At 37.9% G+C, this 15,389-nt stretch carries 13 protein-coding genes; 1 reads left to right on the top strand and 12 read right to left on the bottom strand.

The genetic code is table 11. The annotated features are described in order from the left end of the window. The first annotated feature begins 144 nt into the window (after window positions 1-144). Window positions 145-291 (top strand): hypothetical protein, encoded by a 147-nt coding sequence (locus BK126_RS29575; protein ID WP_179085605.1) that lies wholly within the window; start codon window positions 145-147, stop codon window positions 289-291. Window positions 292-340: 49 nt separating this feature from the next. Here the strand turns inward: BK126_RS29575 and BK126_RS26415 are convergent, their stop codons facing one another. The 12 genes from BK126_RS26415 to BK126_RS26355 form a co-directional block, all read right to left on the bottom strand. Further along, window positions 341-1,312 carry a hypothetical protein gene (locus BK126_RS26415; RefSeq protein WP_076315479.1) on the bottom strand — a complete coding sequence of 324 codons (972 nt, stop codon included), beginning with the start codon at window positions 1,310-1,312 and terminating at the stop codon, window positions 341-343. A 405-nt stretch (window positions 1,313-1,717) separates the two neighbouring features. After that, window positions 1,718-4,861 (bottom strand): RCC1 domain-containing protein, encoded by a 3,144-nt coding sequence (locus tag BK126_RS26410; protein ID WP_076315478.1) that lies wholly within the window; start codon window positions 4,859-4,861, stop codon window positions 1,718-1,720. Window positions 4,862-4,873: 12 nt separating this feature from the next. Continuing rightward, window positions 4,874-5,443, bottom strand: coding sequence for a WxL domain-containing protein (locus tag BK126_RS26405; RefSeq protein ID WP_076315477.1), 570 nt, complete (start codon window positions 5,441-5,443; stop codon window positions 4,874-4,876). An 84-nt stretch (window positions 5,444-5,527) separates the two neighbouring features. Continuing rightward, on the bottom strand, window positions 5,528-6,655 hold the full coding sequence (locus BK126_RS26400) for a COG1470 family protein (RefSeq protein ID WP_076315476.1): 1,128 nt from the start codon (window positions 6,653-6,655) through the stop codon (window positions 5,528-5,530). Window positions 6,656-6,731: 76 nt separating this feature from the next. Beyond that, on the bottom strand, window positions 6,732-10,049 hold the full coding sequence (locus BK126_RS26395) for a DUF5704 domain-containing protein (RefSeq protein ID WP_076315475.1): 3,318 nt from the start codon (window positions 10,047-10,049) through the stop codon (window positions 6,732-6,734). 16 nt (window positions 10,050-10,065) lie between these two features. Beyond that, window positions 10,066-11,271, bottom strand: a complete 1,206-nt coding sequence (locus BK126_RS26390) for an S-layer homology domain-containing protein (RefSeq protein ID WP_076315474.1) — start codon at window positions 11,269-11,271, stop codon at window positions 10,066-10,068. Between the two features lie 57 nt (window positions 11,272-11,328). Then, window positions 11,329-11,511, bottom strand: a complete 183-nt coding sequence (locus BK126_RS30305; protein ID WP_076315473.1) for a type II toxin-antitoxin system RelB/DinJ family antitoxin — start codon at window positions 11,509-11,511, stop codon at window positions 11,329-11,331. An 86-nt stretch (window positions 11,512-11,597) separates the two neighbouring features. Further along, window positions 11,598-12,581 (bottom strand): hypothetical protein, encoded by a 984-nt coding sequence (locus BK126_RS26380; protein WP_076315472.1) that lies wholly within the window; start codon window positions 12,579-12,581, stop codon window positions 11,598-11,600. Beyond that, window positions 12,568-13,113: a hypothetical protein gene (locus BK126_RS26375; protein ID WP_076315471.1), complete on the bottom strand. Its 546-nt coding sequence runs from the start codon at window positions 13,111-13,113 to the stop codon at window positions 12,568-12,570. Before BK126_RS26375 ends, BK126_RS26380 begins: the two co-directional genes overlap by 14 nt. Window positions 13,114-13,140: 27 nt before the next feature. Further along, window positions 13,141-13,506: a hypothetical protein gene (locus BK126_RS26370; protein WP_076315470.1), complete on the bottom strand. Its 366-nt coding sequence runs from the start codon at window positions 13,504-13,506 to the stop codon at window positions 13,141-13,143. Window positions 13,507-13,590: 84 nt separating this feature from the next. After that, window positions 13,591-14,103 carry a hypothetical protein gene (locus BK126_RS26365; RefSeq protein ID WP_076315469.1) on the bottom strand — a complete coding sequence of 171 codons (513 nt, stop codon included), beginning with the start codon at window positions 14,101-14,103 and terminating at the stop codon, window positions 13,591-13,593. A gap of 785 nt (window positions 14,104-14,888) precedes the next feature. Continuing rightward, the gene (locus BK126_RS26355) at window positions 14,889-15,383 is read right to left on the bottom strand and encodes a hypothetical protein (RefSeq protein ID WP_076315467.1); all 495 of its coding nucleotides are present in this window, start codon (window positions 15,381-15,383) and stop codon (window positions 14,889-14,891) included. Between the last annotated feature and the right edge of the window lie 6 nt (window positions 15,384-15,389).

The raw sequence follows: 15,389 nt of genomic DNA, 5'->3' as shown, positions 1-15,389 counted from the left end.
TCATATTCCCTCCTACCTTTATCATTATCACATTATTAAAATGTTGCAGAGATAATTTATTTCTATTCGAGGAGTGTTTTAAGTATGACATTCTATTAATTAGTGCATACTAAGACTATCAGGGAGAATAAGGAGAGGATATATATGAAGTATGATGTGAGTGATTACGTAAAAAATAACAAAGAGCAATTGCGAAAAGATATACTGAACGCAGCAAAAAAGTATAATATGATACCACTTGCTACTAAGGATAGAAAAAAAAGCAGTATACGGATACAAGTAAAAAAATAATCCCTTATGACAAATGCCATAAGGGATGGATAACTTTATATATGTGTTTTTATTTAACCTTTCTGAATATAGCTGTTCTATACACACCATGGCCTACAAAATGACAAGAGTAATGTTCATTAATGAAGCTGCTCTTACTTATTGTATTTTTAATTTTGGAATATGTGGATCGCTCAGCACTTCCAACAATTCTATTGGCTAATTGATAAAATAAGTTGTTGAGCTGGGTTCTTAAAAATGAGATTTCTTCTGCATCAATAATAATGACACCATTCAAGCTCAAAGATCTATGATATTTTCTGAATACATCTTCTAAATTCACTTTTTTTGAGTACCAAAGACAAGCTTTTTTATCAATTATAACATCAACATTTCTTACTAAAATTTCAGATAAAATATCCTCAATATCTTCTCCTGGCCTATTACCTTCTAAATATATAAAATCCTCGAATGTTTTTGTTTTGTTCGTAACATCTTCGTAATAAGCATCTGTACATATCATTTTTACATTGTATTTCTCCTTAAGTAGCAAGTATATTTCCTTTTCTGTTTCTCCGCGATTTGATCCTATACTGTATATTATGGATTGCTTAGGTTCCTTTATCTTATGTAGATGAACAACCTTTGATTTTGTTATGCTATCTATCATCTTTTCGGTCCAATTGTTCTTGATCAAGTATACTCTGGTTTTATCATACCAATCTTTGAGATATCCTTTATCCGAATAAGCCTTATTTAATTTTGTTCTAAGGATACTACCTGGAATAATGAAGCCGAGTGAAGCAGCAGCTCCATAGAGCATAATTCGACTAATATAAAACATAAATAAGAAATCATCAGATGTTCTAGCCAATATTATTAGAGCAAATACTGTTGCCAACTGTCCTATCATTACGATCCAAGATATTCTATTAAGACCTTTGTACAACCTTTGATTTGTATTCCATACAACACCTCCTACAGCAAGAAAAATGACAAACATTAAAATAGAAATTATAAGGAATTGATTTAAATCAAACAATTCTTCCCTCTCCTCTACGTGAACACTTTGTCGCCTAGTACCCTCACATCTGAGCCTTTTCTAGTACAATCATCTTCCCACAGATTAATCCAAACAGTCTATAATGTCTTACATATTGTATGACATTAAGTCTTACATAGTTTCTAAAGCTTCTCTCTTACCCCCTGACTGTTCCCCTTTTCCTTTTTTTATATCAATTTCATCAACAATGATGATTTGTTGCTAAGTTATTTTGTGAAAAACTTGAGAAGGGTGGATGGTAAAAGTGGGTACATTCATGTAAAACAGTTGTCTTACATACGTCTTACTAAAATAGGGCGAAGCTTCTACTTCGCCCTATTTTTAAAAGCTCTTTAGTTACTAACTGATTTTAGAGATGGTGGATGCGCCTTCTCTATAATTCATTTAAATTCCTGAAGTTAAGGTGAACGTAAACACAGATCTATAAGTTCCTGCCATCAAACCTGTTTCTCCTCCTGGAACAAACTTACTACCAGTTCCGGATGAGTTGATATTCACTTTGTCTGGAATGCTTAGTGTGAAGTCTAAAGGTATCTCATAATATCCCATTCCTTCAAACTCTTTGGCTGCTGCCAGAATCTCCGAAGAAGTTCCGGTAAATATCTTCTTACCTACATTAGCTAATTGAGCTTCAGGCCCGGATAAAGTATTGCTGTTCTTCACATCTACAGACAATGCACTCGCTGGTATACTTACAACAAGATCCTTTGTATTCGTTGAGTTGTCCTGTAATGGGTCCGATACAAAATCTTTTATATCCAAGCTATACTGCCATCCGTTACCGTTACCTCTATAATCCTCAATTAGTGCACGGCTAACTGAATTGATTTGTTGGTATGGCTTCGTGCTATCAATAACAATTGTTGAAAGATCCGCTCCCTCAAACCGAGAGTTTAATCCCCCACCATGAACCGTGAAGTCTACATCTTCTGTAGTAATGGTTTCCAGTGGTCCCCCAGGATTCGGTGTTGGATCAGGATTCGGGTCAGTTCCTTCACCGGGAACCACAATGGTAAATGGACCTCCAGAGTAAACCACATTACCTGAATTCACTTCTCGTATTTCAACATAGATTTGATAAGTACCAGGGGCATAAGCTACCGGACCTGCATACTCAGTCCACATTCCATCTTGGCCGTCTTTGTAATAAACTTCAAGATCCGGAGAAGAGATACCTGGATCAACGGTAAGCTGTCCATCTTCTACCATAACTTTAGGATCTACCTTTGTCGTAACAAAACTTACAATTTCACTTTCTACTCCATCAGCAGCTACCACTTTTGCTCTTACCGTGTGTACGTCATTAGATATTGTAATAACGCCAGTGGTTTTACTCCAATCGCCACCGCCTATAGAATAGTAAGCGTCTCCTTGCGTTGGATCAAACTGAACCTCAAGATCTAATCCATATTGATTGTTTAATCCCTTTTGTACGACTATTGGTTTGTTTACTATTACAGGTTCACTTGGGCTTTCTGCTGTGAGGTTAAACGATTTACTTATCAATACTTCATCTCTTGAATTCAACATTCTTACTTCAACTGTATGATCTCCCGGTTGCAGTAACAGGTTGTTATTTACATTGAATTCTTGCCAATCTCCACCATCTACCTTAAGCTGTACTTTGGTATTGCCTGTAGCCGAAGCTCTTACTTTGAATTCATCCTTTGAGAGTTTTTCCACCGTTGGATGACCTTCTGTGATGACAATTGGATTATTGGTAATTGTGAGCTCTCCAATTTCACTGATATTGCCCTTACTGTCTGCAGATCTTGCTTGGATGGTTACATTACCTGATTGAGTAATGACGATATCACCCATGTAATCCAGCCAGCCCCCATTATTGATTTGATATTGTTTTGTTGGAATATCACTGGTAGTTCCAAAATTGATTGACACTACAGATTGATCAAATTTGTCTTGCGAAGCAATCGATACAATAGGTTTATCAGGAGCAGTTTCTGGTACAACATAATCTGCTGGATATACTACAGGGGCATTTTGTACTGGCCTCCAGCTCCCCCAGTAATTGAACAATCCTAATTGACCATTCTCGTCTATAGCATACACATTAGTCACATCCGTTGACTTATCTCTTAAATTAAAGAGACCAACATACTTATTAGGCTGCACGGTTATTGTTCCGTCATTTTCCCACGTCAGAAGTGTGTTATCATCCTTCAGAGCATACATGCGATTTACATTAGACGCTGAGACATTTTCTTGGATGGCAAAATCTTTAATATTTTTAATTTCATTTGCTGGACCCGTTAAACGTAAAGGGGAAGTAACATTCCGATCCTTTGTTGCAAACAACCCATCACTGTTGGTCCCCCATCCGTACAGATAGCCGTTAGGCTTCAAGAATATTACCGTGCCAGAGCGGGTTCCCCATACCTTCGACACTCCTGTAGCTATTTGCGTTCTTGTTGAAGAGAAACTAGCTTCTGAAGCTTTCCAACTAGTGATAGGAGTACCCCAATATTCGAGATTACCGTTATCAAGATTCAGGTAACCCGTTGATACGTTCTTGCTAGTAGATGTTGTCTTACTCACCGCAGACGCCATCTTTTTAAGATTCTCTACTTTTAAGTCTGAAGGGAAAGGTTTCAATGTAGCAGTATTACCAGCTTCTCCGACACCATAAGAACTTTGCTTACTGTCATATTCCAAGAAACTGGTCAGTGAAACTGACTGCCCCTTCACTGTAAACACACGTTTAGATGCTTCACTGGTATGCATATACGAGGAATTGTAAGAATGATTAAGGTCCTCCATATAGTTGAAACCTTCCAAAGCTTTCATTTCAAACTCAGAAGCGTCAGTAAAAGCTGGAAAGCTACTGGTCACGTCTATAGGTTTAGAATTCGTACGAGAATCCTGATAAAATCCAGGCCCTCCTACAAGATAAACTTTATTATTCGTAATCAGCAGAACACTATTCACTGATAGACTATAGATCTTCTGTACACCTACCAAAGGGTCTCCTGTAGTAGGATCAACAACTTCAGTAGGCACAGTTTTGTCCATTTTACTACCAATACCTAACTGACCCTCAGTTCCTCTCCCCCAGGCCATAACTGTAGAATCCTCCATTAAAGCAAAGTAACTGGCGAAACTACTAAAGCTCCCAACTCGGTTAACAGCTTCAAAATCCTTTACCCCATCTAGCATCTTAACCGCAGGTGATCCTTGATAAAGCTCTCCGGATTGCGTAATGTAAATACTTTTACCTCCGACATAATTTCTGACTTTCTTCATGCCACTATTAAATACAGTAACTTCCTCTGGACGAGTTGTAATTAGGTGAAGACTTCTACCATCATCTAATTTAAATTCATAAGACAAATTAGGTCCATCTGAGACATAGGGTTCTACACTCACAATTTTTGAATACTCTGCTGCTTGAGCTTTGGGTTCCAATTCTGCAAACGAGTACGTTCCAACCAATAGTGCAGCCACCAACGTTCCAATTAAACTCCTCTTCCATCCAATACGGACCTTATGCTTTTTCTGATTTATTTCCAACTCACTCACCCCCTAAATACCTGATGTCGCTGTATATGTAAATACAGACCTATATGTTCCAGCGATAACGCCGATCTCTTTTCCTTCACTGTTTGCTATGGTCTTTGGTAAACTTAAAGTGTAGTTCACCTCAAAATCATAAGCTCCTTGACCTTTACCTACGTCAGCAGACACGATTGTACTTGGAACAGACGAAAGAACTTTATTTTGTGCTAACTCTCCACCTTGAGTAAAATCAATAGGTACTCCGGAAATGGTATTCTTTAGAATGGTGGAAAATTGGACTACACTTGCTGGTAACCTAAACTCTTGACCATCCATAGTCGTTACAAAATCGGTTGCTGAAAGGCTATATGTCCAGCCAGCTCCATTACCTCGATCATCAATTGCCCTAATAGTCGAAACCGCCTGTGATTTTAGGTTGTCTCTTGATGATAGAGTAATGTCATTGAAACTTAAACGGGTTTGGGTGAACTGTAAGCTTCCACCTGTTACTGCAATTTCTTTCTCAAGTTCTTGCGCAGATGCTGTTAGAGGTACTGCTAATACCATTGCTAACATACTCGCCAAGATCTTCTTCATGTAGCTCTCACTCCCCTTAATTTAATTTGTTTTCCTATACTTAAGTTCACATCGTACTCACCTCCTTTCAAGGAAAGACATATTTTAATGCCTACTCCTAGAAACAGAGAATTGATGTGAAGTTAATTTAGACTTAGATTGCTCATCATCTTGTTCTTTCTTTTTCTTCTTAAGTAAAAGGAAAAGTAAGAGAAAGAAACCTATGACGAAAACGAGAAAGATAATACCTATGACAATCGCCAATATTAAATTGTTCTGAATCCAATCCCAAAAACTCGCTTTTTGTAGGATACCTGCATGATTGAGTGCATCTTGAGATTTTTGGGCCTCTGCTTCAGTAACGGTAAAATTAAATGTTTTGCTCACTTTCTCTCCGCTAAAGTTGGCCTCAAAGTACGCAGAATACTCACCTGGGAGTAATACTTTATCTTGCACCACATAAATCATATCAGCTGTCGTTCCAGCGTAAATGGATCTTTCTTTTGGCTGATTATTATAGCTTTCGCTGAAAATACCGTTACCTTCAGCATCTCGTACCTGAAGCAGTCCATTTGGTCTTTCCAATATGGTCCCTTTATTGCTCAGTTTCACAGTAAATTGAGAGTACCCATTCGCTATATACTCATGCTTGAAGTCATCAATGCTCATCTCGTGCTTAGCCTGTTCCACTTGGTGTTCAAGGACGATCTGAACACCCATTCTTTGCGCCTTTTCAATCAGCATAATAGCGTTAGTTGAATTTACTTCTGGTGTCTGTCTATCCGTTTCATCCAAAAACTCCTCTACTGCCACGACTCCGACATGCTGCCCAGGAACGATATCCTCTGGAACCTTCACTTTAAAGCTTAGTTTTTGCTTTTCCCTTGCACCTAATGAAACCTTATGCGGTCCTGAAGGCTCTATCCAAGAGCCTACTGCTGTTAACTTCTCTTCTCTTCCTGAGAACAACTTACCACCATTCGCACCTGGCTTTGCATCTGCTGGATAAACCCATACTTCTAGTGGTTCGTCCTTCAAGTTTTGTAAGTAAAAATCGTAATTTTTCGTTTCTCCACCACTTACAGTATCTCGATAAAATCCAGTAGATTGTTCTACCGCTTTGACAGGAGACAAAAGAAATTTAACCTCTTCTTGGGCTCCGACAGTTGAACTACCTAAAACGATGAAGAAGAGTGCGACTATTGTTCCTATCTTTAAGCCTATAGTTTTCACTGATTCATCCCCTTTATATGTGTTAGCAAAATCTTATTCTTTGGCAGCCGCTTAAATTGTGGCTGCCAAGTATAAGTTAACTTCCATTTGCTAAGTAATCATTTCTTACAGAGTAATCAGACTCGAACAACATAATATCTCCTGGATTATAGGTGAACTGTCGCCCTCTATAATCACTAGCTGAAGATACTTGCCCCTCAATCTCCCACATATTAGCTAAAGGAGCGTTGTAACCCAGCACATAATCGTTCTGATCATTGTTCTTTACAGTGTAAATCTCAAAATTTACAACAATATATCCACCTTTGAAGAATTCGGACTCACTTCCGTCTAAAATGCCGCCGTATTGCCTTGCTAGAGCTTCCATATCGGTTCCCTCTCTGACGATGTAAGGGGCAATTGGTAGATTGTACTCTCCATACCAGTGTTGTACGCTCCTTAAGGCTACAGTAGGGTTAACACTTGCAGGTATTGCGGTTGGACCGATAAGTGTTCTAGATTGATAATTTAAAACATCTAATTTGTACCCAGCCCCGATGTTGGTTTTTCTGGTGGTATAGTTTCCCCAGAATCGATTCCATGACAACGAATTTTGCTGGTCAGGGGAAAGAATATTATGAAATTCATATTGAGCTGCTCGTTGCAACTCCGTCTGATTGATGTTCCTCATTGGATCAGATAGCTGATAGAGTCTAGTAAATGTCTCCACGTCATTCTCAGATCCGACTTTGATGAGCTTGTTACCATATCCAGTTGAATCATAATAAAGATCTACGGGAATCTGCTCTCCGCCTTCTTTACTTACGTAACTAAATGATGGATTAATTCTGACTCCTTCGCCTTTATCCCATAGATCCCCGATAGTTTCAAAGTCAAATAGGAATGAATAACCGTTTCTTGGAACCGTTCCTTTTTCTAACGGATGTGATCCCGGTCTGACAGGTAAAATCCATGAGTTTTGTCCATACAGACTTGTTGGAACACCGTTTTCATCACGTCCACCTGAGTAATAGGCATTTCCTGTATGATTGGTTGTCTCACTTCCGGTTCTAAAGACATTCTCAAATCTGAAATCACCGATATCCCATACCCTCAGTCCGTATAACCTACCGACTGCATCTACCTCAAATTCTTCGTATGCACAGTAGTTATTCAAGTCACCATTCATATTGTGCTGGCAACCAGCTTGCCCTTGAGAATTTATTGCCCAAGCTTCTGTCCGGATTCGATAGCTCCCTTCTGTAACCCAGGTTGGCATTTGAAAGGTCTTTGAATCTTGTCCAACCGGAATATTAACCCAAGTATTTTGAGGGTAAAACTCGGTTTTATTCTCGTTGTAAGTATCAAACGGGAAGACAACCCGCTTCATGAGCGTATATTTTTGATAATCTCGATTACCATAACCGGGAATGCTGAGATGTTGACCCTTCTCATCAAAGTTGATTGTGAAAGGTCGATCTAATACTAGAACCGTTCTTGACATGTCTGGCTCCATTCGTTGATCGAATGGACGATTATCATCAGGAAGTACAGCGTAATCAACTACTGGTGTATGAACGGTAACTGTATTAATTCCATTGATCAGAAAATTCTTTGGAGATCCTCCATTAATATTGCCAACCATTAAATTGTAGGCTATTGATCCGCTGCTTGTCGTATCTTTTTCATTCGCTAACGTTCTAGGAATGACATTACCTGGACTGTATAGAACGTTATTTCCGATCTGTGTTGGAGCCGGGATCTCTCCTGGAGTTGGTCCAGTCTCCTCAGTCTGAACATTGCTCATTATGATGCTGCCGTTAAATTGGAGTAGATCATTCTTAACTTTTACTTTACCGACCGCATCCTCGGCATCCGCTTGAAAGTCCTCATTTGGTACATCCCGTCCTACAGTTTCTGTAGGTAACGTTACGGCGCTATATTGTGGTTCTTCTATATGTTGGCCACCCGTTGATGTAGCGTAGGATGGTGAGCTGTATCCACTTGGTTGAATCGTAATTTCTTCATTCGGCAACGCATAGTTTCTTAGTTTTGCTTCTTTAATATCGTATACTTCCAAGTTATCAATGACCCAATAACTATATGGTCTGATTACGGTATACTCTTTGCTAACTGTCTCAGGTACCCGCATTGGAATTGTCGTTGGATTACCGTCCGGATCTGGAGGCCCAGGTTCATCCCATGTCTTAATATAAGTTTTAGTAACTGGTATGGTATATGTACATTCACCTGTCATTTCAACAAATTTGTTTTGAAATAAGTAGTTTAGTGCTAGAACGTTTCCGTAAAGGGATTCTGTAGTAGGAATCCCTTGCAAAACATCAAACATTTCACTTCCACGTTGATCCGCTCGGATAACTGCAGATACTCCCGGATCTAAGAATGCTCCTTCCATAGATCCGGCTGCTGAAGGAGCTGAGCAACTTCCTTCAGGCTGGCAATCTACACAGCCTGTATCCTCACCGCCAACCGTTATATCCGCATAGTTATAAATATAGTAAGGACCATCTTCAGAGTTTTTCCACTTAGCTGTAATTCTAGCTTCCCCTTCACTTACAGCTACAATCTGTCCAGTCTCTGGATTAACAGATACAACGTTTCTATTATTTGTGCTCCATTCGGTTGTTTCTCGTCTAGAGACGTCTATATAATTGGTTTCCGATCCATCATACTGAATAGTTTTGACCTTAGCAGTTAGCGTCTTTCTGTCACCAACCTCAAGAGTCATATTCTCTTCAACAATAAGCTCTTTTGTTTCCTCGACGTAACCTGTGTATTTAATACTTAATGGTGTGTAGTAAGAGACTATATATTTCGGGTCCCCGTTTAGCTTTTCTGAATATTTATAATGTTCATCCCATACATAATTATGACCAGTAAAAGTAGAAATAGTAGCGAATATATCTCCTTTTGAATATGAAGGATCACTCCCTATTGGATCCTCATCATAAGAATTTGCTTCCAAATACTTAACCTCTTCAAGCCCTAATTCTTTAACAAATTCCTGTCTAAAAGGGTTTGGATCAATATTAGAATCTTGCATAGAATCAGGAGCATATTGTTTTGTATTAATTTTATCCACCACTGGTGTATCGGTAGTAACAGGGACCATCTTTCCATCCTGTAGCGTACCAGTTGTTCTCACTTGCTGTGATCCTTCATTTCTTGTCGCTACGAATTGGTCTTCATCACCTTGAACCCACATTACTTTGGGCCGTGGTCTACTTTCACCAGTAACTTTCACCTTAATTTTTTGTCTTTTATACACTTCATTAGGAAAAGAAGTCTCTATTCCTTCAGTTGGATACCCCTTCGAAAAATTTGCGAATGTTGAGACACTCGCAAATAATGAAAGAATTACTACGGTCAAAAATGAAAATATTAGTCGTTTCATTTATCTAATCTACCTTTCATTTTTCTGAAAGCCTAACGATGGTTCTATCATCCATACGAGTAGATGGTAAGGTCTCACTGTTAAAATAACTTTGAACCCACATGGTCACACCGTTTTTGTTTTTAGAAAAGAACTCTTGGGTATTTACGCCTGGAAGTGTGATATATCCGAACTTATTTGGATTAGAATTAGGAATTCTTGAACCAATTAATAAGTAAGATCCTTGACTATTTTTATAGTGGTCCAACTTAAAATTTGAAGCAGTAGGATAAACAGTTATCTGAGAATATATCGGGTAACTTCCCTTTCTTACCCTTTTTAGTTCCTCGTCTGTGAAAAATACATCAGTATATAAACTCTGTTTGTTCTCTGAAGCAAGCGGATTCAACGCTATAGCTCTATGGAATACAAGACTGCCCGATCCATTTTTAAACGTGTATCTTTTCCCAGACATTCTAGATAAACCACTATCCCCTGAAGTGAAAGGAGTCATTAATTCTATATTAGAATCCAATGTCCCAACAGCTCTAAGCTCAACAAGATCGGCAAACTCACTTGCTGATTTAGCGCTAACTCTCTCGAATCGAAGCAATATTGCCGATACTTCAGCTCTTGTGGTTGTTTTCTTCAACCCAAAAGTACCATCAGTATATCCATTCATTAGACCCGTTCCCATTACAACCGCAATGTATGGCGCTTGAGTTTGACTGATCTGATTTTTAAAGTATTCCCTTACTGGCAACACCGTTGTTTTCGTATCCTTCAAAGCCTGGTTAAAACCTTCATCATGAGCTGCTAATCCGGAACTCAACCATTTCGCCATTTCTTGTCTTGTGAGTGGTGTATTGGGTTTGAATCCATTCTTATAATCGTTCGGGTTAATAAAACCTAAAGATACAGCTCTATCCACTTCCTTTTGGCTCCAATGCCCCTTCACATCAGTAAATACATTAGATTTTTCAGTTTCAGGTTTTTCTTTCGATACTCTGGACAATAGCGCTGCAAATTCAGCTCTGGTAACGGAAGCCGACGGCTTGAATGTTCCGTTTGTATAACCTTTGAAATAACCTTTGTTTACAGCTGAAGTAATAGAACTATAAGCCCAATGAGATTTAGCTACGTCTTTAAAGCTTGTGGCTGCTTCAGCCTTGAAGATATTCAACGACGAAGCTAGTAGAACACCAGATAATAACGTCAACATCAATTTGTTTTTCATTTTCATTATTTACACTCTCCTTTTTTTGTAAGACAGATGTTTTACATTATGTAAGACACACAATTAGTCCTTCTTTATTGTTATATCGAATGGAATTCCTCCGTGAATAACAATTTGCTTCAAAAATAAGTTAATAGAATCTGACATTGTTAAATCAAGTTCTTTTAATACTTGCGTTGCGTCTTCTTTAAGTTCTGCATTAACCCTAGCGAATACAGTCGATCCTCTCGATTTCGTTCGTGCCATCAGTGTGTCCCAAAAACTAAATCATTAGTTTTTAGTTCTCCTCTCTATTTTTATTATATTATATACATTGTATGTATACAATACTTTTAATCTAATTGAAAGCAATCTTCTATAAAATATCCCTTCCTTACGGCTTCTTCAGGATCATATATAGTCTCTATAACTTCAGCGTTCTGAGGCAAACAACCAGGTCCATAGGCTACATACCGACCTTCAGGTGAGATTGTGCCTACAAGAGGTTTACGTTGTTTTACAGCTGTATCTCCAAACGCATATCCGTTAAGTATTTCACCGTTCGGAAGAGGATAGCCCTGAACAAAAGCCATAAAACCAATATCCTGAATAGAATTTTCATTTAATCCTCTTGGTAAAGACAATTGAATATGGAGATCCATTCGTTTTGTCATCTCAAGATGTCTGTTAATTGCCCCGGATAAATCATTTTCAACCACCTCAGTGATACTGTTCTGACGAACCTCTCTAAAACTACCGATATCCGTGATAGGGGTCAAATCCGTTTGTAAGCTTAAATCCTGATAGCTGCCTTTAATAAATTGATTTGTTCTTATGTCATAAACCGTAGCTTGGTCATCTAAAGTGAATGTCAAGACGTTACCGTTTGCTAATGTGTAATTGTATGGACGTTTTGGCCAAATTATTGGTGTAAGCTCCGTATTACCTTGAGCATTTGCTTCATCTTGAAGGGTAACAAGGACATAACCGTCATACCTGAAAATCACCATTGCTGGCATATGTAACTTCAAGTTTTGAATCTCTTCTTCATTTCCTTCTATACCGAATTTCATTGCTAGGTTATCGTAAAATACGTTTATAAAGTCTTGATCGGTTGTAACTTGCTTTTCTCTTTGGTAGCGAATGGCTGTTGTACTCTGTTGAGCTTCGAATCTATTAAGATAAGCCCCAGCATCATCTACAGCTGCTTGAAAATCATTAGCATATCGCTCTTGCATTTTACTTTTCTCATCAGCTAGTTCTTGACGCAGTTCATTAACTACGATAAAAGGGATTACAATAACAAGAAATAACAATGCTACATTAAGGGGCTTCACTTCTTACCATGCCTCCATATCTGTCTGGTGATATACCAGAACTCACATTAAATATTGCATTGCTAATCTGAGCTGCTAAACTTGTGCCTTTTGGTTCAATACGGACGTTAAATTGGTCTCCAACCTTCATATTAAGGCGTCTTTCCACTGCGTCTGTCGGAAGATTGTTGTTTGGATAGAGCACCTTTAAGATCTGATTAGTGTAGTATCCGTCATACCTTACTTCAAAGCTCCCTTGAAAAGTATTTATGTTATACGGATTAGTGTAATTAGGTTCAAGCACTTTCCGGTAATATTCTAAAGTCACATCATAAATGGTTCCCGTATCATCAAGCTTTGATTGAAATACTTCATAATCTCTAACATCGACATACCCTTTCCCACGAACAGTATCAACAAATTCAATTAAAGCGTTGTGTGCTACTCTCTCAGTTGTATCATCTAAATCCTTCGCATATTGATAGAAAGGAAAGATCCCAAATATTAAAACCATACAGAAAATTACTACAATTGCTTTAAATGCATTAACCACATGCTTGCTCCTTCCCTTGGCTCCTTCCTAATGTGTAACAGAAACCGTATGTATAACTCCATTTTGCCTTAACAACGTCATATTATATGTATTGCCTACAACTCCCCTAAGATCAATATCTCGAATGTCTGTAACTGCATTTATAGGTACTCCATCAATAATGAGATCATACTCACCATTTAGCGCTGCATTAACTAAGCCTATAACATGCTCCCCAGAGACTTTGGTAAGATCTTCTGTCTCATCATAAGATGCTAAAACGACATCAGTAGCAGTTGAAAAGCTATACGTAGGCTCACGATTAAGCTGATAAAATATAAAGCTGATCCCAGCAGTAAAGAACATAAAAGTCGCGAGATAAATCGTTATTAATCTTTTTATAGGTACAATCACTACCAATCACCTCCTTTTCCCAGCTAAGCCTAACTTTTTGTACTGCCTCTTAATACATCTTTTTACTAAGAGGCAGTACTAGTATTATTTCTGTTCGAACTCAATAAGTCTTACTTCATCATTCGCATCATAGTAAATGTTCGCCGTAAATATCCCATTTGGATTGACGTAATTATTACTTGATCTTACATCTCTCATTTGCTGAACACTTACCTGTGAATCATTAGAGCATGAATTTGAGCTAACGTTAACAATCCCTTTACCATTTGTTGTGTTTTCAGGTACTTCAAAGCACGTTTTATAGTTGTTTTCTGCATAAAAACCAGTTTTATTAACCCCAGTTTTGATATGTATAGCAAACTGTGGACGACCTGAAAAACGTGTAGATGCATTGATAACTTCTTGTCCAGCTACATCTTTATTATCATAGATGTTATATTCTGCTTGGTTCAGAACTTGTGACTGCGAAACTGTTTGCTCCTGAGCTTTATCGAAATACCCATTAGCTACAAAGTAAACGTTAATTCCAGCACTGATAATAAACATTGTGAGAATGACACCAATAGCCCATTTTAGACCAGTTGATATATTATCCATATTTTTTACTTCCTACCTTTCAATATCCTTTTAACTTTTAATTTTATCTCCGTATTACTTTAATGAGTCAAATAACTATCAGCTATCATATACATGTTTATAACTATACTGATAACCAACATTATGAATACAATACTGTTCACCCTCTCTAGAGGGGTAGGTAAATTGTCCATTTTTTTATTCCTACCTTTGGTTTCTCCTATATGCTTTCGATGATTAAGCCCATAACCGTTACTAGTAACAGTAACAAATTAAAGATTATCAAGCGGATAACCCATCTCATACTAGTAGTTGATATATTATCCATATCTCTTAGTTCCTTCTTCTGAGTTTCGTATCAGCTTTTGATGCTCTTAGCTTTCGATGAGTTTTAAACCCATATAGGTTTAGAACCAAGCTAATTGACAGTGGGATTAGAATGAGAACAATCATAAGAATACTTAGCTCGGCATTAATGTATCCGGTAAATAATAAGAAGTTGAAAACTATCAAACAGATAATGCTTATCGCAAGGAACAAAGATAGATTCTTAGTGAAAAATTTCATACTCAGTCCCTCCCGTACATTTATACATATTGATTTCATTGCATGATTACATTTACTCTAATCCCAGTGTCTAAAAGTCTTTTACTGCCAGCCGATAACATTGAAGTAAATGCTAACTCCAAGAAGTATAACCAGGACTACGAGTACTCCTACAGCAATTTTTGTTTGTTTATTCACTTAAGCTCCCCCTTTCCCTTAATGATATTTATTGTTAAAGCACTGAAGAAAGTGCATATAACCTACAAAGCTTTAAAATATATACCTAGTACAGTATTATTAGCATCTCTAATCAAAGTAGAGCTAAATCTCTGCTGCGGAGGTATGTAATACGAACCTCCAAATTGTTTCAGATCGAGTTCGTCAATATTACAATTTGTAGTTCCACTTGCTAAAGCTCCACTACTGTAATCGAAGTTTGAACATGTGTTCGTCAGATGATTTGGTTCGACGGCAAAGTTACGCAATCCGTTGTGTCTTGTCTGAACAAACAGATTAAAAATCGGTTCATTCTGATACTTTCTGTATGCGGTTAGTATTTGAGATCCACTAACGTCTTGATAATCGTAAGCTGCATATTTGCTGTCATAAATGGCCTGATTGTGTTCTACCATCTGAAGGCTAACTGAATCTCTTAGTGGTATTGTTGTGTTCCACAAGAGAATTCCATAGCTTATAATATTTAAGGTAAGTACTAATTCTATTGACCAAATCAAAAATCTATTTACGTTACTCATAAGTGT

It is taken from the genome of Paenibacillus sp. FSL H7-0326, from assembly GCF_001955535.1.
Lineage (GTDB): Bacteria > Bacillota > Bacilli > Paenibacillales > Paenibacillaceae > Paenibacillus > Paenibacillus shunpengii.
Note: the sequence above shows the minus strand (reverse complement) of the source record. Positions and strands in the feature narration are given on the sequence as shown.